Annotated in this window: 18 protein-coding genes; 15 read left to right on the forward strand and 3 right to left on the reverse strand. The window is 37.4% G+C overall.

Features of this window, described 5'->3' with window-relative positions; genetic code table 11:
* Nucleotides 1–220: 220 nt before the first annotated feature.
* From KH893_RS10125 to KH893_RS10150, 6 genes are all read left to right on the forward strand, one after another.
* Nucleotides 221–2,350 carry a glycoside hydrolase family 3 N-terminal domain-containing protein gene (locus KH893_RS10125; RefSeq protein WP_281166010.1) on the forward strand — a complete coding sequence of 710 codons (2,130 nt, stop codon included), beginning with the start codon at nt 221–223 and terminating at the stop codon, nt 2,348–2,350.
* A 15-nt stretch (nt 2,351–2,365) separates the two neighbouring features.
* A complete protein-coding gene (locus tag KH893_RS10130; protein WP_281166011.1) occupies nt 2,366–5,416 on the forward strand; it encodes a GH36-type glycosyl hydrolase domain-containing protein in 3,051 nt (1,016 codons plus the stop codon).
* A gap of 131 nt (nt 5,417–5,547) precedes the next feature.
* Nucleotides 5,548–6,798 (forward strand): sugar ABC transporter substrate-binding protein, encoded by a 1,251-nt coding sequence (locus KH893_RS10135; RefSeq protein ID WP_281166012.1) that lies wholly within the window; start codon nt 5,548–5,550, stop codon nt 6,796–6,798.
* Between the two features lie 62 nt (nt 6,799–6,860).
* Nucleotides 6,861–7,754: a carbohydrate ABC transporter permease gene (locus tag KH893_RS10140; RefSeq protein ID WP_281166013.1), complete on the forward strand. Its 894-nt coding sequence runs from the start codon at nt 6,861–6,863 to the stop codon at nt 7,752–7,754.
* A gap of 12 nt (nt 7,755–7,766) precedes the next feature.
* Entirely contained in the window at nt 7,767–8,600 is an 834-nt protein-coding gene (locus tag KH893_RS10145) for a carbohydrate ABC transporter permease (protein WP_281166014.1), read from the forward strand.
* Nucleotides 8,601–8,615: 15 nt separating this feature from the next.
* Nucleotides 8,616–9,593, forward strand: a complete 978-nt coding sequence (locus tag KH893_RS10150) for a LacI family DNA-binding transcriptional regulator (RefSeq protein ID WP_281166015.1) — start codon at nt 8,616–8,618, stop codon at nt 9,591–9,593.
* A gap of 5 nt (nt 9,594–9,598) precedes the next feature.
* On the opposite strand, the gene KH893_RS10155 is transcribed toward KH893_RS10150, so the two are convergent.
* A complete protein-coding gene (locus KH893_RS10155; protein ID WP_281166016.1) occupies nt 9,599–10,480 on the reverse strand; it encodes a helix-turn-helix domain-containing protein in 882 nt (293 codons plus the stop codon).
* Nucleotides 10,481–10,667: 187 nt separating this feature from the next.
* On the opposite strand from KH893_RS10155, the gene KH893_RS10160 reads away from it, so the two are divergent.
* The gene (locus KH893_RS10160; protein ID WP_281166017.1) at nt 10,668–11,780 is read left to right on the forward strand and encodes an ABC transporter ATP-binding protein; all 1,113 of its coding nucleotides are present in this window, start codon (nt 10,668–10,670) and stop codon (nt 11,778–11,780) included.
* Nucleotides 11,781–11,869: 89 nt separating this feature from the next.
* On the opposite strand, the gene KH893_RS10165 is transcribed toward KH893_RS10160, so the two are convergent.
* Nucleotides 11,870–12,172 carry a hypothetical protein gene (locus KH893_RS10165; protein ID WP_281166018.1) on the reverse strand — a complete coding sequence of 101 codons (303 nt, stop codon included), beginning with the start codon at nt 12,170–12,172 and terminating at the stop codon, nt 11,870–11,872.
* 264 nt (nt 12,173–12,436) lie between these two features.
* Between KH893_RS10165 and KH893_RS10170 the strand changes: the two genes are divergently transcribed.
* Entirely contained in the window at nt 12,437–14,362 is a 1,926-nt protein-coding gene (locus KH893_RS10170; protein WP_281166019.1) for a fructose-1,6-bisphosphatase, read from the forward strand.
* On the opposite strand, the gene KH893_RS10175 is transcribed toward KH893_RS10170, so the two are convergent.
* Nucleotides 14,344–15,267, reverse strand: a complete 924-nt coding sequence (locus KH893_RS10175) for a DMT family transporter (RefSeq protein WP_281166020.1) — start codon at nt 15,265–15,267, stop codon at nt 14,344–14,346. The two genes, KH893_RS10170 and KH893_RS10175, sit on opposite strands and share 19 nt — an antisense overlap.
* 196 nt (nt 15,268–15,463) lie before the next feature.
* Between KH893_RS10175 and KH893_RS10180 the strand changes: the two genes are divergently transcribed.
* From KH893_RS10180 to purB, 7 genes are all read left to right on the forward strand, one after another.
* Nucleotides 15,464–16,516: an AI-2E family transporter gene (locus KH893_RS10180; protein ID WP_281166021.1), complete on the forward strand. Its 1,053-nt coding sequence runs from the start codon at nt 15,464–15,466 to the stop codon at nt 16,514–16,516.
* Nucleotides 16,513–17,694 carry a MalY/PatB family protein gene (locus KH893_RS10185; protein WP_281166022.1) on the forward strand — a complete coding sequence of 394 codons (1,182 nt, stop codon included), beginning with the start codon at nt 16,513–16,515 and terminating at the stop codon, nt 17,692–17,694. Before KH893_RS10180 ends, KH893_RS10185 begins: the two co-directional genes overlap by 4 nt.
* A gap of 101 nt (nt 17,695–17,795) precedes the next feature.
* A complete protein-coding gene (locus tag KH893_RS10190) occupies nt 17,796–18,482 on the forward strand; it encodes a 2,3-diphosphoglycerate-dependent phosphoglycerate mutase (protein ID WP_281166023.1) in 687 nt (228 codons plus the stop codon).
* A gap of 356 nt (nt 18,483–18,838) precedes the next feature.
* The gene (locus KH893_RS10195; protein WP_281166024.1) at nt 18,839–19,009 is read left to right on the forward strand and encodes a hypothetical protein; all 171 of its coding nucleotides are present in this window, start codon (nt 18,839–18,841) and stop codon (nt 19,007–19,009) included.
* A gap of 299 nt (nt 19,010–19,308) precedes the next feature.
* Nucleotides 19,309–20,187 carry a proline iminopeptidase gene (pepI, locus tag KH893_RS10200; RefSeq protein ID WP_281166025.1) on the forward strand — a complete coding sequence of 293 codons (879 nt, stop codon included), beginning with the start codon at nt 19,309–19,311 and terminating at the stop codon, nt 20,185–20,187.
* Nucleotides 20,188–20,528: 341 nt separating this feature from the next.
* On the forward strand, nt 20,529–22,934 hold the full coding sequence (locus KH893_RS10205) for a LysM peptidoglycan-binding domain-containing protein (RefSeq protein WP_281166026.1): 2,406 nt from the start codon (nt 20,529–20,531) through the stop codon (nt 22,932–22,934).
* A gap of 391 nt (nt 22,935–23,325) precedes the next feature.
* Complete coding sequence (purB, locus tag KH893_RS10210) at nt 23,326–24,696, forward strand: adenylosuccinate lyase (RefSeq protein WP_281166027.1); 1,371 nt, start codon at nt 23,326–23,328, stop codon at nt 24,694–24,696.
* The last annotated feature ends 149 nt before the right edge of the window (nt 24,697–24,845 follow it).

Here is a 24,845-nt window from a genome sequence, read left to right on the forward strand (position 1 = left end):
AAATCATTTAAATATTTTATCAAGCCTTAAACGCAATTTTAGTCATAAGTTTAAGGCTTTTTGTGACCACTTCACTATAAACGTTTCAACAAGAAAATTGACTAATAATCTCAGGAATGAAATCGTTAACAAGATACTATTGACTAGCTTAAATAGATCACTTATAATCTAATTGAAACGTTTCTACAAACTTTATTACTAAATTTAAGGAGAAAAAAGTATGTCGCAATTTGTCAAAGAACTGATCAGCAAAATGACTTTTACAGAAAAAATTGGACAGATGACGCAATTGAGTGGAGATTTCTTTGCTAGTGATAATTCAGCAATCACTGGTCCGCTACAACAGGCAAATTTAGCTACGACAGATCTTTATCAAGTTGGCTCAATTTTAGGTGTTTCCGGCGTTGATGAGGTCAAAAAGATTCAAGAAAATTATCTACAGCATAGTCGCTTGAAAATTCCATTGCTGTTTATGGCAGATGTTGTGCATGGATACCGCACAATTTTTCCGATTCCGTTGGCCTTAGCAGCGAGCTTTGATCCGCAACTAGTCAGTCAAACAAGTGAAATTTTTTCACGGGAAGCAGCAGCTGGAGGAGTTCATGTGACCTTTGCACCAATGGTTGATCTGGTTCGTGATCCGCGTTGGGGGCGCGTCATGGAAGCTAACGGTGAAGATCCATTTTTAAATAGTGAATTAGCTAAAGCAAGCGTTGAGGGTATCCAAGGTCAGCAGAAAATTCCTGATGCTGATCACGTAGCTGCCTGTGTCAAACATTTTGCTGGGTATGGTGCTGTCGAGGCCGGTCGGGAATATAACACGGTTGATATTTCTGAATGGCGTCTGCGTGATCAATACTTGAGCGGTTACCAAGCAGCAATTGAAGCAGGCGTACCTTTGGTTATGACAGCTTTCAATACTTTTCAAGGCAAGCCAGCCACCGGAAATTATCACCTGATGCGAGACATTTTGCGCCGTGAGCTCGGATTTAAGGGACCTCTGATTTCTGATTGGGATGCAATTGGCGAAATGATTGCTCATGGAACAGCTAGTGATCTTCAAGATGCGGCCCAGCAAGCCTTAAAAGCTGGAGTCGATATCGATATGATGTCAATGGCCTATTTGAAACTGGCTAGGCGAGTTCATCCAAGTTCAGAATTAGTAGACCTTGTTAATCAAGCTGTTGAACGGATTTTAAATTTTAAAGAATCGCTCGGCTTATTCACCGATCCAAATCGAGGTTTGCATTCAGAAAATGAAAAGCAAATATTTTCAACACATAATTTAGAAATTGCTCAGCAAGCAGCGGTTGAGTCAACAGTTTTACTGAAGAATAAAAATAACCTCTTACCGTTATCTAAGGATTGTCGGCTTGGTCTGGTAGGAAAGTTTGCAGATAATCCAGACTTACTGGGCAGCTGGTCTTGGCAAGGCAAAATGGCTGAAACACAAACAATTAAATCGGCGCTCCAAGAAAATTTTACCAAGGTTTCTTATATTCAAAACCAACAGCTACAGGCAGTTGATTTGCAGCTGTTAAAGCAACAGGATGTCATTGTTGCTTGTCTTGGCTTGTCGGCCCAGCAAAGCGGTGAAGCAACCAGTATGACGCATCCACAGATTCCTGATCAACAGCTAGCTTTGCTGAGAAAATTGCAACAGTTAAACAAACCGATTATTACAGTTTTGATCACCGGGAGACCATTAGTGTTGAATCCGATTATTAAAAATAGTGATGGCTTATTGTTACTGTGGTTTCCAGGCAGTCGCGGGGCGGCAGCTTTGGCCCAGATTCTTTTGGGAGAAAAGGAACCTGGTGGCCGGCTGCCGATGACCTTTCCCAAAGACCTTGGGCAAATACCACTTTATTATAATAATTTTCGAACTGGTCGCCCACTGGTTGGTGATAAGAGCGATTTAGAAAATAAGTATCTTTCAAAATATATCGATCAAGAAAATCAGCCCGCTTTTTGTTTTGGCTATGGGTTAGGCTATGCTAAAACGGCCTTAAGTGAGAGTAAATTGGATAAAAAAACTTATCAGTCGATAGATTCAATTAAAGTATCAGTAAAGATCGAAAATCACTCAGATATTTCTGCTAAGCAAGTTATTCAAGTCTACTGTCACCAAATTGTCGGTGAAACAGTTCGTCCACAGTGGGAACTCAAAGCTTTTCAGAAAGTTAAATTACAGCCAAAAGAGATCAGAAAAGTCGAAATTGATTTACCGCTTAACCGTTTAGCGTATGTTCATAGTGATTTAAAAAGACGACTTGACCCAGGAAATTATTGTTTAAGAGTTGGTTTCGATTCACAAAGCGGTTTAAGACAAAGTTTTAAAATTATTTGAGGGAGAATTGATTAGATGAAAGATAAAAGGCAGCTTAAAAATGGTCAATTGACAGCTACTGTACTTAAAAATGGAGCATTGGCTTCAATCAAGGCTGGCGATACTATGATTAATCAGGTCAATGGCAATCAGCTGGATGGTAGTTTAATGAACATTTATTTACGAGTGTTTTCAGCTGGGCAAATCAAGTTTTTTATTCCACTGCTAGGTCCTAAGTCTGCTAGCAATTTAAAAATTGGCAACAATCAAGCGAGCTGGTCAGGCAGCATTAATGGCATCGATTATCAGGTTAAACTTTTACTTGGCTCGAATACTTGGTTTTGGACGGTCGATCTAACTTCAAAACAAGTTTATCAGGCAGATTTGACGTACGTTCAAGATTTGGGTCTTGGCAAGGCAAGCTTTGTTGAAAGCAATGAGGCTTATGCTTCGCAGTATATAGATCATTTAATTATCAAGGAAACGGAAACGATTACGGTTTGTTCACGTCAAAACCAAAGCCAGTCGGGGGATCATCCGTACTTGCAGCAAGGGTCTTTAGGTGCTTTGAAAAGCTATTCAACCGATGGCTTTCAGTTTTATGGAACAGCGTATAAACAAACTGATATTCCGCAAGCAATGAAACAGGCTAATTTAGCTAATCAGAAATATCAATATGAGTTTGCCCTGACTGCTTTGCGAACTCCACGCTTCAAAGTCAGTTTGCAAACTATAGGGAAAACATTTTATGCAGCTTTTTTGCCGGATCAACCAAATGATAATCAACAAAGATTGTTTTCTGCTGAACGATTGCAGCATGAATATGAAAGATTAGCCAACATCAAACTTGAGCAAGGCTTGACTTTGCCTACGTTGCCCTCTATTCAGCATAAAAATGCAGTTTTAAGCGGTCGACAGTTAACTGAAGCTGAACTGCAACAGTTTTTTCCGGTTGAGCAAAGAAAGCAAGTAGAAATTAACAATGGACAGTTATTGTCATTTTTTGATCAGCATCGACGCCATATTGTTTTACCAGAAAAAGAAGTTCAGCAAGAAAGAATGACTGGGAATGTTATTATGTCGTATGCCAAGGTCGAAGCGGGTAAACCAGTTTTAGCCACTACTCAATATATGTGCGGGGTTTTTGCCTCACAAACAGTTTTTGGCAATACTAATCTGAATATTTTATCAACCAATACTCGGAATGCTTTAAATGCATTTAAAGCAAGTGGAATGCGAATCTGGCTAAAAATTGCTGGGAATTGGAGAATCTTGACAATGCCGTCGTTGTTTTGCATGAGCTATGAAGGCGCTGACTGGTATTACAAATTAGCGGATGATTTGCTGAAAATTTCGGTTGAGGCGGCTGCCAGCGGTGATGGTTTGCTTTTTAATGTTGAGTCAGCGCAAAATCGTGAATATGATTTACGAGTTGTCACGCAACTAGATTTGCAAACGTTAGGGAAAGAACCACAACTGCTAAATGATAAGGGATCATTAGCCGTTTTGCCAGATCAAGACTCTTTGCTGGCTGAGCGTTGTCCAAAACTTAGGTATTATTATAATTTTGCTGATCATTCGCAGCAACAAGTCGAAATCAATGATCTGGGTAATGAAGATGAAAAGTATTTGGTCTTCGAATATCATTCTGTTCAAAAAATTAAATTTACGATTACTACAGTTGCTGCAAAAGTAGCCTTTGAAATTGCTGAACAGCGAATAGCAAATGAGAATAAGTTAATTGATTTTTTGGGAGATTTAAAAATACAAACAGCTCAAGCACCGGTTGCTGAATATTTACAGCAGACAGATTTGATTATTCCATGGTTTGCTCACGATGCTTTAGTTCATTTGCTCTCGCCACATGGTTTGGAACAATATGGCGGTGCGGCTTGGGGAACGCGCGATGTTTCACAAGGGCCGACCGAGCTATTACTCGGGCTGGGCCATTTTGACCAAGTAAAAAAGATAATTCTGATGATTTATCGACACCAATTTATTGAAAATGGTAGCTGGCCACAATGGTTTATGTTTGATGAATATGCCGATCAGTTTGCTGATGAGAGCCATGGTGATATTGTTGTTTGGCCATTGAAAATAGTTGCTGATTATCTTGAAAAAACTCATGATGAAGCAATTTTAGACCGTGAGCTGCCATTCTTCAGCTTACAGGCAAAACAGTCAACGACTCACACAGCAAGTTTAGCCGAACATTTGCAATATCAGCTTGATTATTTAAAAAAGCACTTTTTATTTGACACGCAAGTTTCTTCATATGGTGACGGAGACTGGGATGATACATTACAACCAGCAAATGCTGAACAAAAAAAGACCATGGCCAGCACTTGGACGATGGAATTGACCATTGGCGCGCTGAATGCTTTAGGAAATATTTTATCAAGGCATTCAATGCTGAAACAAAATGTTCAATCACTAGTTAAAGGTATGGAAAAGGATTTTAAGAAATACTTTATGCAAGATGAAATTTTACCGGGTTTTATTCAAATGAATCGGCAGCATCAGGTGAAGCCGATTATTCATCCAAATGATCAAACAACGGGAATTGCTTACCGGCTTTTACCTTTGCAGCAAGGTATTTTAAGCAATATTTTTTCAAAAGAGCAGATTGGCCGAGCTTTGCAATTAATTAAGGACAATTTAGCATTTCCTGATGGTGTTAGGTTAATGAACCAGCCAGCTCCGTATACTGGCGGGGTTAGTCATATTTTTAAACGTGCCGAGCAATCAGCTTGTTTTGGGCGTGAAATTGGTCTGATGTATACTCATGCTCATATTAGGTATGCTGAGGCTTTAGTAGCAGTTCAGCTTAATGACCAAGCTTGGGAAGCGTTGATGAAGGTCAATCCAATTAACCTGCAGCAACGCGTTAAAAATGCAGCTATCCGTCAAGCTAATACTTATTTTTCTAGTTCAGACGGTGATTTTGCTGATCGTTATGCAGCGGCAACTGATTTTGCAAAATTGAAGACCGGAGAAATAGCTGTCAAGGGCGGTTGGCGCTTATATAGTAGTGGCCCAGGAATATATGTAGCAGTCTTACAAAAATTGCTTAGTAAAAACGTTTAACTTAAGTCTAAAACAAATTATTCAGAATAAACTGCTAAAAAAATATGATTAAATTGGTAATATTTTGCTTGTAATCGCTACCAAAAAAGCTATAATAAAAATGTAGAAACGTTTCAACAAAAAATGAAGGAGTGAGAAGGTTGAAGTTTAAAAGAGTAGTGAGTTTGCTTGGGGCACTGTTTGTAGGTGTTTTTCTTCTGGCTGGGTGCGGTAACAGTTCGTCCAATAACAGCAGCAGTTCCAATAAGACATTAACATTTTGGTACGCAGGTGATGGTGATTCTGACGTCAAGCCGATGATCAAACAATTCACTAAAAAAACAGGTATCAAGGTCAAGATTCAAAGCATTCCTTGGAGCCAATATAATGACAAACTGCTGACAGCAGCGTCTTCTAAGAGCGGTCCTGATGTTTTATTGATTGGTACAACTCAAATGGCGCAGTTTGCCAGCTCAAATTCACTGATGGATCTGAGCAGTACGATCAAGAATGATAAGAATTTGTCACCAAGCAAGTACTTTTCCGGGTCTGAAAAAACTACCAAATACAAAGGTAAGTATTACGCTGTTCCTTGGTATGCTGAAACTCGTGTCCTCTATTATCGGAAGGATGTTTTGAAATCAGTCGGTTATGATCATGCTCCTAAAACATGGGATGAACTATATGATGCTGCTTTGAAGCTTTCTAAACGCGGCAAGAACATGTATGGGTTTAACGTTGATTCTTCCGAACCAACCTTTGGCTTTATGTTTGCTCGTCAAAATGGCGCTACCTTGATTAAAAACGGCAAAACGCAGTTTAACAGCCAACAGATGGTTTCAGCCTTAACATATTTGGATAAATTTGTTAAAAATGGTGCTTCACCGAAACAGGATCTCAAGTTGACGATCGCTCAGTCATTTGGTAAAAATGGGCGGATTCCGATGTTTATATCCGGTCCATGGGAGATGAGTAGTATTGAAAGCGATTCTGGTTTGAAAGACTCACAATGGGGTGTAGCCGAACTACCAAAGGGCAAGAACAACACCTCTGTAATGGGCGGTGGCAATTTGGCTGTTTTCCAGTATAGCAAGAACAAGACCAATGCTGTCAAACTGCTTAAATTCTTATCTACCAAGCAAAGTCAGTTGACTTATTACAAGAAGAGCAATTCCATGCCAACTTTGAAGTCAGCCTGGAGCGACAGCTCACTGCAAAGTTCTAAGATCCAAGTCTTTCGCAAGCAGCTGAATCATTCCCAACCAATGCCGGCAGTCAAAAATTGGGATGAGATCGGCACAAATTATTTGGATGTCTGGGAGCAGATTGCTCTTAAGAATACTGATATCCAGCAATCAATGAATAGTTTTAATCAAAAGAGCCAAACATTATTAGATAAATAACAGTCTAACTGCCTCATTACAAGAAATGGGGCAGTTTGTCGTTATTTTTGGAGGAAATCAGCATGGAGAAAGAAAAATTCAAGAAATTAATCCCATATAGCTTTATTTTGCCAGCTTTACTGCTTTTGCTGTTGTTTTCGCTGATCCCGATTCTAGTGGCATTAGTAATCAGTTTTACAGGATTGGATATCACTGGCTTGGGAAACTGGTCGCAGGTCAAATTTATTGGTCTTTCTAATTATATTGAACTGTTTAAAGATTCAACTTTCCTACAGGCAATCGGCAATACTATTTTTTACGTCGTAATCGGCGTTCCGTTGGTCGTTATTTTATCGCTGACCGTTGCGGTGATGATCAATCTCAGTCAAAACAGATTTTTCAAAGTGATGCGACTGATCTTTTATACGCCTTCAATTACTAATACAGTTGCTGTTGCAGTTGTTTGGAGTTTCATTTATAACCCGAGTATGGGTCTGCTGAATGAAATTTTTGGAAAAATTGGGATCGGACCGGTCGGCTGGCTGACGGATCCAAATGTTGCCAAGCTGTCGCTGATCATTTTGGCCGTCTGGAAAGCAATCGGGCTGAATATGTTGATCTTTCTGGCAGCTTTGCAGGGTATCCCACGTTCGTTGTATGAAGCAGCTGATTTAGATGGTGCTAATTTTTGGCAGCAGACAATGCATATTACAATCCCTTCGATGCGGTTTTCAATTTTTTTTGTGACGGTTACAACGATTATCGGTTGGTTCCAGTTCTTTGATGAACCGTTTGTAATGACTCAAGGTGGACCGCTTAACAGCACAAATTCAATGGCACTTTTTGTTTACCAGAATGGTTTCCAAAACAGCAATTTTGGGTATGCTGCAGCTGGATCGTTTATCATGTTTGCCGTGATCATCATTGCTACTTTGATTCAGTTCAAGATTCAAAAAAAGCAACGTGGCGAGATATAGGAGGGTTTGAAAATGGATGCAGGGACAAGGGAAGCAAGTACCAAATCAAAAATTATCGTTGGAATTGTTTTAGGTTTTTGGGGCCTGATCACAGTTGCTCCATTTTTGTGGATGATCTTATCTTCATTTAAATCAAATGCTGAGATTTCACAAATGAGTCAATCGCTTTTACCGCGGCACTGGACGCTGCAGAATTATAAAGACTTATTTATTACTGGTAATTTTGGTGTTTATCTGAAAAACACTTTAATCATTACTTTATTTTCGTTCGGCGGGATGCTGCTCAATGCAATGGCCGGCTACGGTTTCGCCAAATTTAAATTCAAAGGACGCGGAGTTTTATTCATAGCGGTTTTAGCAACGATGATGATTCCCGGCCAAGTTACGATGATTCCAGTATATTTGATCTTAAATCAGGCGCATTTGACTAATACATTAACTGGTATCGTTTTGCCAAGTTTAGTTGGTGCTTTTTCAATTTTTCTTTTTAGGCAATTCATGAGTAATATTTCAGATTCGATTATTGAAGCAGCACGCTTAGATGGAGCAAGCGAGTGGTACATTTTCTGGCACATTATTTTACCAATTTCAAAACCAGTCTTAGCAGTTCAAGGAATTCTAACATTTATTGGTGGCTGGAATTCTTTCTTGTGGCCATTGATCGTTGCTAATGATCAAAAGTATTATACTTTATCTGTAGGGTTGCAATTATTACAAGGACAACATACTTCAGATTATGGTTTACAAATGGCAGGTTCATCCTTTATGGTAATACCGATAGTTATAATATTTTTAATTTTCCAAAAATACATTTTACAAGGTTTTAATATTCAAGCTGAAAAATAGCATGGGGGAATTTGTATGACGGGGATAAAAGACATTGCAAAAAAAGCTGGTGTTTCAATTTCAACTGTTTCGTATGCTTTGAATGGTAGTGATCGAATTACAGAACAAACACGGCAAAAAGTTTTGAAAATTGCGAAAGAAATGCACTATATTCCGAGTTTGGCTGGGCGGGGACTAAAAAAACAAAAAACCAAAATCATTGAAATGTATGTTACTGATTTAGGTGGTTACTTCTATTCACATTTACTGGATGGAGTTGCAAATACTTTGAAGAAACAAGGTTATGAATTGATTGTAGCATCTGGCGGACAACGAGCACAGGCTTTTATTTCGCAAAAACTAGTTGATGGAGCGATTATTTTAGATCCGACATTTCCCAGTCAAACGATTGCTAGTCTAGCGCAAGCCGGTAATAAATTAGTTTTGATGGATCGAGAATTGACATTAGAAAATGTTAGTCATGTTTTACTGAATAATACACAGGGAGCCACACAGGCGGTTAATGAACTTTTGAAATCAGGTGCTGATGCTTTCGCAATCTTAACTGGTCCCAAAGATTCTTACGATGCTAAAAAAAGATTGGAAGCAGCTCTTGATACTTTTCATGAAAAAACTGATCAGCCAGTTATGGTCATGTCGGGAGATTTTACGATTGAAAGTGGCCGCAAAGCAGCAGCTCAACTGAGTAAGATTTGTCAAGAGGGCCACCGAGTTGGCGTATTTGCAACTAATGATGAAATGGCTTTTGGCTTGTATGAAGGCCTTAAAAAGCAAAACCTTCAGCCTGGAAGGGATGTTTTACTCATTGGTTTTGATAATGATTTATTAGCCAATTACTTACAGCCAACTTTAACTACAGTTGGTTATTCTAAACATCAGTGGGGAAGAAAAGCCGCTGAAGCAATCTTAAAAATGATTAATCAAGATCAAGTTTTCAATGAAATTATTCCAACCAAAATTATTGAGCGTGAGTCTTTGAGCTCAAAAGATTAGCGTACTTAGTAATTGTTTGACACCAGCAAAAAGTAACAAAAGACTAAGTCATCCATGTTTTTGAGTGATAGTTGTGTTTCACGGTAAAACTTGTCTAGACGATATTGTAAAGTATTACGATGAATATAAAGTTCTTTGGCTGCTGAACTCAGATTTCCTTGTTGGTGGTACAACGCTGGAATGATTGTTTGAATTTCAGGATATTGGGTCAATTCATCACGGTAGGCTGCTAGCAATTCAGAAGCTAAGATTTGCTGATTAACAGCTTGTAAAAAAATTTGTGGCAAACTGAAAGTATTGGAGCGGACTGCCAATGTTTCGCTTTGAAAAAACTTTTTTTCCAATAGCAAAATGTTTCTGAGGTTTGGTGACGGTTGCCAGAAATGACCAATGAAGACTTTTGAGTTAGTTGAAAAGTCGCTATCAAGTGTTTGCCGAATGCCATCGAACTCTTTCAAGGTCGGACTATCTGAAGAAAAAGGTTCCAAGACTAAACCACAGCGATTATCAATTTGGAGATTAGTCAGACAAGCCTGTGGTAGCATTTTGGCAAAAAAATTTGACCAGGCTGGCAATTGATAATCACTTTTGCGAAAATCAACTTGAAAAAGAATAATGCGAATTTTTTGATTTAGCACTGGCAATTTTGTACCTGGAACGTTCAAATAAGCCGCCCATGGATCATTGGAGAATTCGTTATTTGATAAATTGATCTGTTTATTTTTAAAAAGCGAGCTCAACAATTTTTTTTCGTGATCTGAGAGTTCAGCGTTTGGAAAATTGATCCATTCCTGATTTAAGGGAAAACTTAAGTAATCTTGTGAGTTCAAAGACTGTGAAGCGATGATCGAGTTGGGATAAATAGCTAACAATTCCTTTAATTCCATAGTTGCTTCCTCCATTTATAATACTAATTGTAACATTTAATTTAGTGATTTAGATAATTTCAAGCTAATGAAACCGATTTCTCAAAAATGCACAAAAACATCAAGCCTTTTTTGTGCAAGATTGGCTAGTTTAATGCAAACGATTTCGCTATGATAAAAGTGTAAATAAAAAGAAAAGGTGATTTGAATGGCAGGATTAAAACTAGAACATATTTATAAAGAATATGAAAATGCTAAGGAAGGCGATTACGCCGTCACAGATTTTAACTTAGATGTTAAAGATCGTGAGTTTATTGTATTCGTTGGGCCTTCTGGTTGCGGTAAATCAACGACTTTACGAATGATCGCTGGCTTGGAGGATATTACCAAGGGTAAATTATATATTAATGATAATGTTGTTAACGACTGGGCTCCGAAAGATCGTGACATTGCGATGGTTTTTCAGAACTATGCCTTGTATCCGCATATGACCGTTTTTGATAACATGGCTTTTGGATTAAAGTTGCGAAAATATGAAAAAGCCGATATTGAAAAGCGAGTTAAAGAAGCAGCCAAAATTTTAGGCTTAACACCTTATTTGCAGCGTAAACCAGCTGCTCTTTCCGGTGGTCAGCGGCAGCGGGTTGCTTTAGGAAGGGCAATCGTTCGTGATGCACCAATCTTTTTGATGGATGAACCATTATCAAACTTGGACGCTAAGTTGCGTGTTTCAATGCGGGCGGAGATTGCTAAGTTGCATCGGCGTTTGAATACTACAACAATTTATGTTACACATGATCAGACCGAAGCAATGACGATGGCTGATCGAATCGTTGTTATGCGTGATGGCAAGATTCAACAAGTTGGTACTCCACAAGAGGTTTATTATAAACCTACTAATTTGTTTGTCGCTGGTTTTATTGGTTCACCAGCAATGAACTTTTTCAACGTAACTTTGAAAGATGGCTATGTAACTGATGAAAAAGGCGATTTGCATTTGAAAGTTCCAGAAGGCATCGATAAGACTTTACGGGAAAAGGATTACGACGGCAAGAAAATCGTTTTGGGCGTCCGTCCAGAAGATATTCATACTGAAGGAGCTTTCCTCGAAACTTTTCCAGAAGCTGCCGTTCAAGCTGAAGTCGTGGTTTCAGAATTACTTGGTGCTGAATCAATGCTTTATAGCAAAGTTGGTGGAACAGAGTTTGTTTCAAAAGTTGATGCTCGTGACTTTATGAACCCCGGAGAGAAAGTCAGAATGGGCTTTGATTTAAATAAGTCGCATTTCTTTGATGTGAAAACAGAATTGGCTATTTTGTAGATTACTAAAATAAAAAAGTACCCGCTTGAAATTAGACTTTGGTTTAATTTCAAGCGGGTACTTTTTAATAATTTTAAAATTAATCGTCATTACTCTTTTTCCAAATAGGTAACTGCGTCATCGGCTGATAAAGGAAGGTAGTCCAAACCAATTACATCTTGGTTTAAAACAAGTTGATAATTATCACTGATTTTTGCAACTAACTTTTGGAGTTCGTTAATTTGCTCAGATTCAAACCGGTTGAATGAAAAATTTCGATGAACTTTCATTGCCTTTTCCAATCCCTTATCAAAAACAATATCTAGAAAATTACCAGTTTCATGATTGATCAAGCGCCAAACAGCACTTTTTTCTGCCCGTGCTTCGGTCCGTTCGACAGTTAAATTGTTCATTTAAATCCTCCTCAATTATCTTTCAAGTTAACAGCTATACCATATCATCATTAAATCCATTTTTCAAGCATATATCTGCAAATAAGTGTAAATAAGCACAAATTGGTATTAGTAATTAAATATGCGTAGTATTAAGTTTTATAGCCTGCTTTTAAGTAATTGTAAGTTGATTTAATGGATTGTTTTTTTTAAAAAATGATGTATATTACTAGGTGTACCAATTTTAAAATTAATGACAATTAAGATCAAAAAGAGGTTATTTTGATGGAACTAATGCAAAAATTACTACGCGAAAGGTTTCCTAATCGTCAGGCAGTGATCACTGAAATTACCAATTTAGAGGCAATTTTAAATTTGCCAAAGCCGACTGAACATTTTGTCAGTGACCTGCACGGGGAGTTCCCGGCATTTGATCATGTTTTACGCAATGGTTCGGGTAATATTAAACAAAAAATCATCGAAAACTTTGGCGATCAATTGACGAAGGACAGTATCCAGGATTTTGCGACGCTGGTGTATTACCCTGAGGATATGTTATTGGCAGAAAGGCAAAAGAGAACTGATGATCAGCTCAAACAGTGGTATTTGGATACTTTTGCCCGCTTAATAGAATTACTGAAAATTTCGTCAACGAAATATACGCGTTCGAAAGTTCGTAAAGCATTGGATCCAAATTTTGCTTATATCACTGAGGAGTTGTTATATACTGATCATCGCGAAGTTGACAAACGAGCTTATTACAATCAAATCATGCAAAATCTGCTAAAACTAAATCAAGCCAATCAGTTTATCATTGCGACTTGTTATTCGATTCAGCATTTGATCGTAGACCATTTGCATGTCATCGGTGATATTTTTGACCGGGGACCGGAACCAGATAAGATCATGGAGCGGTTGATGAGCTACCATTCGGTTGATATTCAGTGGGGCAATCATGATATTTTGTGGCTGGGGGCGGTGTCAGGATCGGCTCTGTGTTTGATGAATTTGTTGCGAATCAGTGCTCGCTATGATAACTTGGGCATTATTGAGGATCATTATGGGATCAATCTGCGGCATTTATTCTTTTTTGCCGATCAGCACTACCAAGCTTTGCCGGCTTTTTATCCCAAAACCATGTCTAATCAAAAACAGCTGACGGAAATGGAGAAAAAGATGATTGCCAAAGTGCAAGCAGCTGTCGCGGTCATTCAGTTTAAACTTGAAGGCCAGTTGAAGCAGCGGCGGCCTGAGTGGCGGTTGCCGCAGGTTGGATTGTTAGGTCAGATCAACTGGCAAGATCAGACAGTAAAAATCAATGGACAAGATTACAAATTAAGCAATCAATGTTTTGCTACAGTTGATCAGCAAAATCCATTTGAATTGACCACTGAGGAAAAGACAGTTACTAATGGCCTTTTGAATTCATTCATCAATTCCAGCAAATTGCGTCGGCAGTTGGACTTTATGATGCAAGCCGGCAGCATGTATAAGATTGCTAATGGAAATTTATTATTTCATGGTTGTGTGCCAGTTGATGAAAAAGGAAAGTTTTTAACTTTACATTCACAAAGCCAAAGCTACACCGGTCAAGCTTTATTTTGCTTTTTTGAAAAGCAGTTACGTCAGGCTTATGCCCATCCAAACCAGCAGAATGATCCAGCAACTGACTGGACCTGGTATTTGTGGCAAGGACCATTATCACCGCTCTTTGGCAAACACGCCATGACCACTTTTGCTCGATATTTTGTGGCCGAGTCAAATACGCATGTTGAACGTAAAAATCCTTATTTTGTTTTGCGCCGAGAAGAGTGGTTTTGCCGGCAAATCATGCAGGAATTCGGTTTGGATCCGCAAACTGGCCATGTGATCAATGGTCATACGCCTGTTAAACGCGGTAAAGAACCAATTATGGCGAACAAAAAAATGATCGTTATTGATGGTGGCTTTTCTAAAGCTTATCAGCCAACGACGGGAATTGGCGGTTATACTTTGCTATCAAATTCTTATGGCTTACAATTAGTTTCTCACCATCCGTTCACTTCAAAACAGGATGCAATCAAAAATGAGACGGATATTATTTCCACGATTGAGGTCGTTAATCATGAAGTTGAGCGGAAAAAAGTAGCTGACACAGACACCGGCAAGCAAATCAAGGAAAATATCCGGCAGCTGCATCAGCTTTTAAAAATTTATGCTTCAAAAGAATGATCAATGGAGCGTTTGACTTGATGACCAAGTGCTAAAATAAAGACTGTGCTCAAAATTAAACCAGCACCAATGAACTGAACCAAGTTAAAATTAACATTCATAAATAAAACAGTCCCTAAAGTTGCCGTCAGTGGTTCAAGTGTGTCCAGCAGGCTGGCCATGGTGGGGGTTATGTGTTTTAAACTTTGTAAATACAATAGATAACTCAAAGCAGTACCACCAAAAGCCACAAACAATAAAGCTAACAAACTGAGCAAAGAAAAATGCGGAGTGGATTTCCAGGCTGGTTGAATAATTTGGCTAAAAGTTCCGGCAATTAGCATCCCCCAGCCTAAAACAGTCAAGGGGCTATAACGTTCAATCAGTTTCATCGGAGCTAATGTTAACGCAGCATCGGTAAAAATCAAGCCAGTGCCAAACAAAACCGTGCTGGGACTGATTGATAATTGAGTTAAGGCCCCACGAGTGACCAGCAACCAAGTACCAATTAGTGCACAAAAGACTGCTAGCCATTCTTGCCGGCTGGGATGCTGGTGACAAAAAATTGCCACATAAAAAATGATCAAAACCGTATGCAAGGTTTGTAAAATTGTAGTCGTTGCGGCGTCACTGGATTGAACTGTCAGTAAATAGGTGAACTGTACTCCAGCTAACCCGACCGCGGCATAAAAGATCAGTCGTAAAATATCGAGCGGATGTTGCCAAATCTTGAGCCAATTTTGTGGATCACAATAGGCTGCAATCGGTAACAAAATAACGGCTGTTAGCATCATTTTCATTCCTAATAACCAAGTAACCGGGATAGCAGCTTTTTGCAATAAAAACTGTGATACCGGACCAGCAACTCCCCAAAGAATACAAGCAATGACTGCTAAAAGGATGCCAAAATTAACTTGTTTTTTCAAAATTACTCCCCCAATTCAAGTGACAAATCAATGTTAATTATAATGAAAAAATTAAGAAAATAAACCCTATTTTTAGGAAAACAAATTTTTCTGATTACAACTTTGACAATTATCAGTGGAATCCAACAGTTTAAAAAATCTGTATTTAGTGGTTAAATAAAGTTGGACTGTTTAAAAAAATTTACGAGGTGATTTTGTGGGAGTTTGGCAACGATTTTTAGCAAATGTACGTTTAAGGAGATTTGCCGTCTTACTAAGCGTTGTAATCATTTTATATTTACTTCGTAGTTTATCAAGCATGATTTTATTGACTTTTATTTTTACATTTTTGGTTTTCAATTTTGCCATGTTCCTGAAAAAACATCTGCACTTGCCATTTCATCTGAGTGTGATTCTGATTTATTTAGTATTAATTAGTTTACTATATTTAGCGGTCACAATATATTTTCCGTTGATTTTTAAACAAACGGAGGCAATGATTCGTTATCTAGTTAATTTTTACCAAAAGCCTTCAATGACGGCTAATAAAGTTTTCGATTTTTTCAGTCAGTATATTAGCACCTCAACTCTGTCAGCCCAATTAAAAAATGGGGTAGCGATTCTATTTAAGTATGTAACTAGCATCGGGACAGTTGGGGCAACTTTTATTTTATCTTTGATATTGAGCTTCTTTTTTACAATTGAAGAAAGACGGATGGCTAAATTTTCCAAGAATTTTTTAAGTGGGCCATTTGCTTGGTATTTTCAAGATATTTATTTTTTTGCTAAGAAATTTGTCAATACATTCGGGATCGTGATCGAAACACAATTTATTATTGCGATCGTCAATACGATCATTACGACAATCTGTCTAGCATTTCTAAAGATGCCGCAATTATTTAGTTTGTCACTGCTGATTTTTGTAATGAGCTTGGTTCCAGTTGCCGGGGTAATTATTTCGGCTATTCCAATGAGTGTGATTGGCTACTCAGTCGGTGGTCTTCGTGATGTGATTTATATTGTAATAATGTTATTAATCGTTCATGCTTTGGAGTCATATGTTTTAAATCCCAAGCTGATGTCAAACAAGACTGAGTTGCCGATTTTTTATACTTTTGTAGTTTTATTTGTCGCTGAAAGACTTTTTGGAATGTGGGGATTGATCGTGGGAATTCCGATTTTTACCTTCCTGCTGGATATTTTAGGAGTCAAAGCGATTAAACAGACTAACAAACAGGACAAATCTGAAAAAAAGGAGAAAAGTTCATGAACGTAACTGACTTTCTAAAAACATATCAAATTGATCGTCACCAAACTGATTCAGTCAAATGGGATGGAATGAAGCAGGCTTTTGGAAGAGCTGATTTAGTGCCATTATGGATTGCCGATACTGATTTTAAGGTGCCAGAAGCAGTTGTCTCAGCTTTGCAAAAAGCAATAGCTCAAGGAGTATATGGTTACTCAATGACTCCCCAAAATTATTTTGCCGCTTATGCTAATTGGCAACAAACTCGTTATGGAACTGAGATTCATCCTGAATGGTTGCGCTACGGAACAGGTGTAGTTCAGTCTTTAAGCACGCTGATCAATGTTTTAACACAGCCGCAAGCAGCAGTCATGGTCTTGCAACCAGTCTATTTTCCATTTATGAAGGTAATTGAGGAAAATAACCGGCAGTTGGTTGTATCTGAGTTAAAGCCAGTTGATCATCACTATGAAATGGATTTTGCTGATATTGAACAAAAAATTGTTGCTAATCAGGTTCGCTTATTGGTCAATTGTTCGCCGCATAATCCGGTTGGCCGTGTTTGGAGTGAAGCAGAGCTAGAGAAGCTCTTTGAAATTTGTCGGGAGCATGAAGTCTTATTAATTTCAGATGAGATTCACCATGACTTGATTGTTGGTCCACAGAAGTTTGTTTCGGCACTTTCCATTAAAAATGGTTTCTATCGCGACAATTTGGTAATGCTGGATGCTGCTTCCAAGACTTTCAATTTGGCAGGTTTAAAAAACAGTCATATTGTGATTCCTAATCCGCAAATGCGTATGCGTTATGATGCTTATTTTGCACGATTAGCTGCGCCAACTGGAACTTATTTAGGACAAGTGGCAGCTTTAGCAGCTTATCGAGCAGGCCAAGATTGGCTAGATGGTTTTTTAGCTGTTGTTCGGCAAAATTTTGCTATTTTAAAGCAACTCGAAAAAGTTCAACCGCAAGTCAAAGTTTATGATTTGCAAGGAACTTATTTAGCTTGGGTCGATTTAAGTCGGGTAATTGATCCGGCAAAATTAAAGCAAGTGATGCTAAATGATGCTAAGTTGGCGGTTAATTTAGGTGAAATTTTTGGTTCCAGCGGCCGTGGCTTTGTTCGACTTAATTTGGCAACACCACCGCAAAATATAAAAGTAGCCGTTGCCAGGCTGCAAAAGATCCTTGAAAATAAATAAAAGTTTCACATGTTCTGCTAGTTGGTACTATCAATTTTCAAGTTTTCATTGTAAAATATGAAATGTAAACAAATAATTAATGAAAGAGGTTTTCGCTAGCTATGACAAAATTAGTATTTATTCGTCACGGACAAAGTGAATGGAATTTAAAAAACCTTTTCACTGGCTGGGTAGATGTTGACCTAAGTGAAAAAGGTGTTGAAGAAGCAAAAGAGGCTGGTCGCAAGCTTAAAGAATCAGGTATTCAATTTGATCAAGCTTACACTTCAGTTTTAACTCGTGCTATCAAGACATTGCACTACGCACTTGAAGGCTGTGGCCAATTATGGATCCCAGAAACCAAGACCTGGCGTTTGAACGAACGTCATTATGGTGCTTTACAAGGCAAAAACAAAGCTAAAGCTGCTGAAAAATATGGTGATGAACAAGTTCATATTTGGCGTCGTTCATATGATGTTTTGCCACCGCTTTTGAGTGCCGATGATGAAGGCTCCGCAGCTAAAGATCGTCGTTATGCAGATCTTGATCCACGTGCTGTTCCTGGTGGTGAAAACTTGAAAGTAACTTTGGAACGAGTAATCCCATTCTGGGAAGACGAAATTGCTCCTAAATTGCTCGACGGCAAGAACGTTATTATCGCAGCACATGGTAACTCATTACGTGCTTTGACCAAGTACATTGAAGGCATTTCTGATGCAGATATCATGAATGTTGAAATGACAACTGGCCAACCTGTTGTTTATGATTTAGATGAGAAATTAAACATCGTTAACAAGACAAAGCTTTAATCAAGGCTGATATAACAATAAAAAGTCCCGGTTTGCTTCCAAAAAACTGGGACTTTTTTGTGCGCTGTGGTTAGATGCTAGAATGACTTTTTATTAGTGTAATTCTAAAACGTTGGCATTTTTTGGACAAAATTGCCAAAATTTAGTGAGACAGAAAATAGCTTGAAAAGGTAACCTAAAAAATTATTGCAAGTGGTAATTAAATTGGGTTTTTATGATAATATAAAACAATAGAGTTATGCAATCGCAAATATTTTATTTTAGGAGAAATTAAAATGGCAGTCAATAATTTGAATTTGACATTCAATTCAATGATGTAGGCACTGGGATGGCCTTATGATAAGGCGATTAATGGTTTGCCTGGTCAAAAAGGAGTTGTTAATTTAGGAAAAATGGTTCCAGTAGTAGGAGCGATAATTGGTGGGTCAATTGATATAGTCATAACAAAAACGGTTGCTAAAAGGACTAAAGAAACATTACAACAAATGGTATTTTTAGACAATGGTAGAGTTATTATTGACAACTGAATACTTGAATTTGATAGAAGCTGAAATTGATTAATTTATTGTATTCTCTTGAAATGTCAAGTTAAATTAGAAATAACTTAGTTTATAATCATTTAAGAAGTATAAAACAAAAAGAATTGAAGATCGGGGACATGGAATCAACTAGTTATCCTCGAATTATGGACAAAAGACCGATTAGAATTATTCTTGATTACTGAGCTAATTTTGTTGCAGGGAGTAACTATTGGTAACATAAGTTTAGTTATATAATCAATGTTAATTAGACTAATAAGCAATTAACTGAAAGGGACTGATTTAGGATGAAAATTCAAGAAGGATATATGCCATTTCATCAATATCGAACATATTACCGAATCGTTGGAGAATCAAGCAAAGGACAAGCTCCATTGTTACTGATCCATGGCGGACCAGGTTCTTCCCATAACTATTTTGAATTAATGGATGATTATGCCAAAACTGGCCGGCAATTAATTATGTATGATCAGGTTGGTTGCGGTAAATCTTCAATTCCAGATGATGAGTCGATTTATGTCAAAGAAACTTGGGCAGAGGAATTAATTGCCTTACGCAAATATTTGCATTTAGATGAGGTACATTTGCTAGGCCAATCGTGGGGTGGAATGTTGGAGATGTATTATCTGACTAATTTTGATCCACAAGGAATTAAAAGTGTCATGATCAATGGATCACCGGCCTCAATTAAGCTCTGGGTCAAAGAACAGCACCGTTTGATTAAATATCTGAGTTATGAAGATCAGCAGGCAATTGCTACAGCTGAAAAAACTGGAGATTTCACTGGGCCTAAATATTTAGCAGCTAATGATCGCTATATGGAACGTTATTGTTGGAATGATCCTGATGAAAATTCGCCGGAACCCTTAAGAAGACCAACAAACGGCAAGAAAGCGAGTTTGATTGCCGAAGGGCCAAATGAATTTACTGAAAATGGAACGATCAGTGATTTTGATGTGACTGACGAGCTTAAAAAGATCCATGTGCCAGTGTTGGTTACTAATGGAACGGATGATTTGTGCACACCTTTGATCGCAAAAGCTGTTTACGACCATATTACGGGAGCTAAGTGGCATTTATTTGCTAACAGTCGACATCTAGCATTACTTGACCAGCATGATGAATTTATTCAAGTACTGGATCAATGGTTAAAAGAAAATGATTAACCTGTTTGAGTAACTAAAAAGTATTTAATGATGGGTATTGTTAAATAAAACTTCCAATGTTAATTTAAGTTAAGGCTTGATTTATTGATTTTATAATTAAGGGTGATGTTGTTATTCATCATAGTTAAGGTTTTGGTAATCTAAGATTGAGTATATGAACTCGATCATGTTATTTAGCAAAAGCAACATCAAGCCCATGAATAATTTGGATTTAAATTTTCAAGAAGTTAGAAATGTAGCATTATTTTACAATAATATTACATTAAACAAAAAACTCTATACAGGTAATTTATTATGATAATCTAAAGATAAGGGAATAGGGCTTTCAGGAGGTAATATAGTTGAGGATAGAACCCAAGAAAAAATCACATTATAAAATGTACAAAGCTGGTAAGTTTTGGGTATTTAGTATGGTTACCGTTTTTTCCTTTTTAGTGGGAATGGAATTTAAGAGTATACCTTCAATAAATGTTCAAGCTGATAATATTAGTGATGCAGATTCGTCCAGTTCATCATCTTCATCCAGTTCGCTGACAGTTGTTAGCGATAACAGTTCAAGTTCATCGTCTTCGTCCAGTTCAAGTGCTGACGAGACTTCAACAACTGATAGCAGTTCAAGTCAAGCAGAGCAGACAAAAGCTGATACTGCAAGTTCATCGTCTTCGTCCAGTTCAAGTGCTGACGAGACTTCAACAACTGATAGCAGTTCAAGTCAAGCAGAGCAAACAAAAGCTGATACTGCAAGTTCATCGTCTTCGTCCAGTTCAAGTGCTGACGAGACTTCAACAACTGATAGCAGTTCAAGTCAAGCAGAGCAAACAAAAGCTGATACTGCAAGTTCATCGTCTTCGTCCAGTTCAAGTGCTGACGAGGCTTCAACAACTGATAACAGTTCAAGTCAAACAGAGCAGACAAAAGCTGATACTGCAAGTTCTAATGATTCAACTTCATCAGATTCAACTTCATCAGATTCAAGTGATACGTCTACAACGAGTACCGAAACAACCACTTTATCTGAAAGTGAACTAGAAGCAGCCATTAAGCAAATTGAAGAAGAAAATACAGATAATTATTCTACTAAAGTTTCAACCTTTTTAAATAAGATTATTAGTGGTGCAATTGAAGGATGGATAAAATATAAAATACTTCCTTCTATAACAGCTTCCCAGGCAATTCTTGAAAGTGGGTGGGGTACTTCAACTTTAGCAAGTAAATATCATAATTTATTTGGTGTCAAAGCAGGCAGTTCTTGGAGTGGAAAGACAGTTAAACTAAAAACTAAAGAGTATTACAATGGTGAATACCATACCGTTTATGCAACTTTCCGTGAGTATGATAATGATGATGATAGTATAACTGATCATGCAGAGTTGTTATCTACTAGTTCGCGTTATAGCAATTTAGTTGGTGAAACTGATGCAGATACAGCTGCTGAGTTAATTTATGAAGATGGTTATGCAACAGATGCAAGTTATACTTCTAAATTAGAAAACATTATTGAAAGTTATGACTTAACTTCATGGGATCAGTTGGCTTTTGAGTATACTGGAACTAGTACTTCGTCTTCTTCAAGTAGCAGTTCTAGTTCGACGTCCGCAACGTCTTCTAGTTCATCATCAACTTATACAGTAAAATCTGGTGATACTCTTTCTGGAATTGCAAAAACATACAGTACGACGGTAGCAAAACTTGCATCGTTAAATAATATTACCAATGTTAATAAAATTTATGTTGGTGAAGTCTTAACTTTAAGTAGTTCTAGTTCAACTTCATCGACATCTACAAGTAGTTCCACTAGTTCATCATCAACCTATACAGTAAAATCTGGTGATACTCTTTATGGAATTGCCAAAACATACAGTACAACGGTGGCAAAACTTGCATCGTTAAATAATATTACCAATGTTAATAAAATTTATGTTGGTGAAGTATTATCTTTGAGTAGTTCTAGTTCAACTTCATCGACATCTACAAGTAGTTCCACTAGTTCATCATCAACCTATACAGTAAAATCTGGTGATACTCTTTATGGAATTGCCAAAACATACAGTACGACGGTGGCAAAACTTGTATCACTAAATAATATTTCTAATAGCAATAAGATCTACGTTGGAGAAGTCTTGACTTTAAGTAGTTCTAGTTCAACTTCATCGACATCTACAAGCAGTTCTAACAGTTCTACTGGTTCCAGTTCGTCATCAACCTATACAGTAAAGTCAGGTGATACTCTTTATGGCATTGCGAAGACAAATGGTACAACAGTTTCAAAACTTGTGTCACTAAATAATATTTCTAATAGCAATAAGATCTATGTTGGTGAGGTATTAACCTTAAGTAGTTCCAGCTCAACTTCATCAACATCTACAAGCAGTTCTAACAGTTCTACTGGTTCTAGTTCATCATCAACCTATACAGTAAAGTCAGGTGACACTCTTTATGGCATTGCAAAAACATACAGTACAACGGTGGCAAAACTTGTATCACTAAATAATATTTCTAATAGCAATAAGATCTATGTTGGTGAGGTATTAACCTTAAGTAGTTCCAGCTCAACTTCATCAACATCTACAAGCAGTTCTAACAGTTCTACTAGTTCTAGTTCATCATCGACATATACGATTAAGTCAGGTGATACCCTTTATGGCATTGCTAAAACTTATAATACAACTGTAGCAAAATTGGCAGCTTTAAATAATATTACTAATACTGATAAAATTTACGTTGGAAAAACATTAAAAGTTTCTTGATTAACATTTAATATTGAAGCCTTTGAGCTGACTTTTTCCAAAGTTTATTGGTTATTTGATGATAAAATAATATTGTTTGAATAAATAGGTTATCTGTTCTTGATGGGCAGGTAGCCTTTTTGGGTGATTAATCGTAATCAAATGATGGTCGCTGATTGATAAATAGGATCTGAAGTAAGCTTTCATCAATAATTGGACAATAATTACCACAAATATTTAGGGACATTTTGAAAGGAGTTCTAATCAATCATGATTTAATCATTAAATGTGTTCTTTGATTTAAAATAATGATAAATTCTAAAAAGTTTCTGCTAATTTTAAGCTTTTTAGACTAAAATAAAATTGTGTTTTATCAAATATAAGTTAAGACTTAATAAAAAGGAGTTTTAAATTGGCTTCAAGTGTAATTGATTCAGAGTTATTCAAAGATCAATATGGAACTAAATCGATGCGTCAAGTATTTTCAGAAAAAAGTCAAATTCAAAGTTGGTTGAATGCTTGGTCGGCTTTGGCACAAGCAGAAGCTTTAGAGAAGATAATTCCTGCTGAAGCAGCGGAGGAAATCAAAGCTAAGGCTCAAGTCGATAATATTGATATGGCTGAAGTTCGACGAGGATTTAAAATAACGGCTCATCCTCTAATGCCACAAATTCAAAGTTTTAGTCGGGTTTTATCTCCACAAGCTGCTAAATATTTACATTGGGGTGCAACGACTCAAGATATCACTGACACTGGTTTGGTTTTGCAGATCAAGGCTGCTCAAAGGATTATTGAGATTCAAGTTCATCAAATCTTAGAGGATTGTTTACAGCGAGCTAAACAATATCGTAATTTAGTAATGGCTGGAAGAACGCATGGTCAGCAAGCAGTTCCAATCACATTAGGTTATAAAGTTGCCATTTGGGCAGCAGAATTTGGTCGACATGTAGAGCGACTTCAGCAAGGTAAAAGACGTTATTTAGTTGGAGAATTAGGTGGAGCAGCTGGGACCCTGGCTTCTTTAGGTGACAAGGGATTAGATGTTCAAAAAAGATATTGCCAAATTTTGGGATTAAATGAACCATTAATTTCTTGGCATGTTTCCCGCGATGGTTTCGCAGAATTTGCTTCAATCCAGGCTTTAATTGCGGGGACGGTTGCTAAAATCGCTAATGAAATTATTAATCTTCAAAGAACGGAAATTGGAGAAGTTGAAGAAGGTTTTACAATGGGGAAAATTGGTTCGAGTACAATGCCACAAAAAAGAAATCCAATGATTTGTGAAAATATTGTTGCATTGACTCGTTTAGTTCAAGCCAATGCGTCATTGGGCTTTTCAGGAATGGTCCAAGAGCATGAACGTGACATGACTTTTTGGCAAACTGATTGGTCATATTTACCGCAAATGTGTCTTAATTTAAGTAAAGCTTTGCAAATGTTGCATCAAGTTTTAACAGAAATGTTGGTTCATGAGGATCGTGTGAAAGAAAATTTATCTATGACTCATGGAATGATAGTTGCTGAACGGGTTATGCTTGTTTTAGGACACTATATTGGGCGGCAACGAGCTCACCAAGTAATTTACGAGAATTGTATGCAGGCATTTAAACAACGTAAGCCTCTTCTGAAATTCTTGCTACAAGATGAAAGAGTTACTAAAAAGGTTGATGAAGCAACACTTATCCAGATTTTAAATCCAGAAAATTATAGTGGCCAAGCTCAAGAAATGGTTGATCGTGTTTTAAAGCAATATAGTGCTTTGGAAAATAAAAAACATTCATAACTAAATTATGAATGTTTTTTTATTGGTTCTATAATATTTGGTACTGATAGAAATTTTTCTATCCTAAGTACCGATTTTTATTTTATGCCTTGAATTTACACTTTAAGTGCAACGCTAAAACAAAATAAAGGACTCACAAAGGAAATCCA

This window comes from Liquorilactobacillus sicerae (genome assembly GCF_029916425.1).
GTDB classification, from domain to species: domain Bacteria; phylum Bacillota; class Bacilli; order Lactobacillales; family Lactobacillaceae; genus Liquorilactobacillus; species Liquorilactobacillus sicerae.

Coding starts and splice junctions, on each gene's coding strand:
- KH893_RS10125 (WP_281166010.1), top strand. CDS start 221: ATGTCGCAATTTGTCAAAGAACTGATCAGCAAAATGACTTTTACAGAA.
- KH893_RS10130 (WP_281166011.1), top strand. CDS start 2,366: ATGAAAGATAAAAGGCAGCTTAAAAATGGTCAATTGACAGCTACTGTA.
- KH893_RS10140 (WP_281166013.1), top strand. CDS start 6,861: ATGGAGAAAGAAAAATTCAAGAAATTAATCCCATATAGCTTTATTTTG.
- KH893_RS10145 (WP_281166014.1), top strand. CDS start 7,767: ATGGATGCAGGGACAAGGGAAGCAAGTACCAAATCAAAAATTATCGTT.
- KH893_RS10150 (WP_281166015.1), top strand. CDS start 8,616: ATGACGGGGATAAAAGACATTGCAAAAAAAGCTGGTGTTTCAATTTCA.
- KH893_RS10155 (WP_281166016.1), bottom strand. CDS start 10,480: ATGGAATTAAAGGAATTGTTAGCTATTTATCCCAACTCGATCATCGCT.
- KH893_RS10160 (WP_281166017.1), top strand. CDS start 10,668: ATGGCAGGATTAAAACTAGAACATATTTATAAAGAATATGAAAATGCT.
- KH893_RS10165 (WP_281166018.1), bottom strand. CDS start 12,172: ATGAACAATTTAACTGTCGAACGGACCGAAGCACGGGCAGAAAAAAGT.
- KH893_RS10170 (WP_281166019.1), top strand. CDS start 12,437: ATGGAACTAATGCAAAAATTACTACGCGAAAGGTTTCCTAATCGTCAG.
- KH893_RS10185 (WP_281166022.1), top strand. CDS start 16,513: ATGAACGTAACTGACTTTCTAAAAACATATCAAATTGATCGTCACCAA.
- KH893_RS10190 (WP_281166023.1), top strand. CDS start 17,796: ATGACAAAATTAGTATTTATTCGTCACGGACAAAGTGAATGGAATTTA.
- pepI (WP_281166025.1), top strand. CDS start 19,309: ATGAAAATTCAAGAAGGATATATGCCATTTCATCAATATCGAACATAT.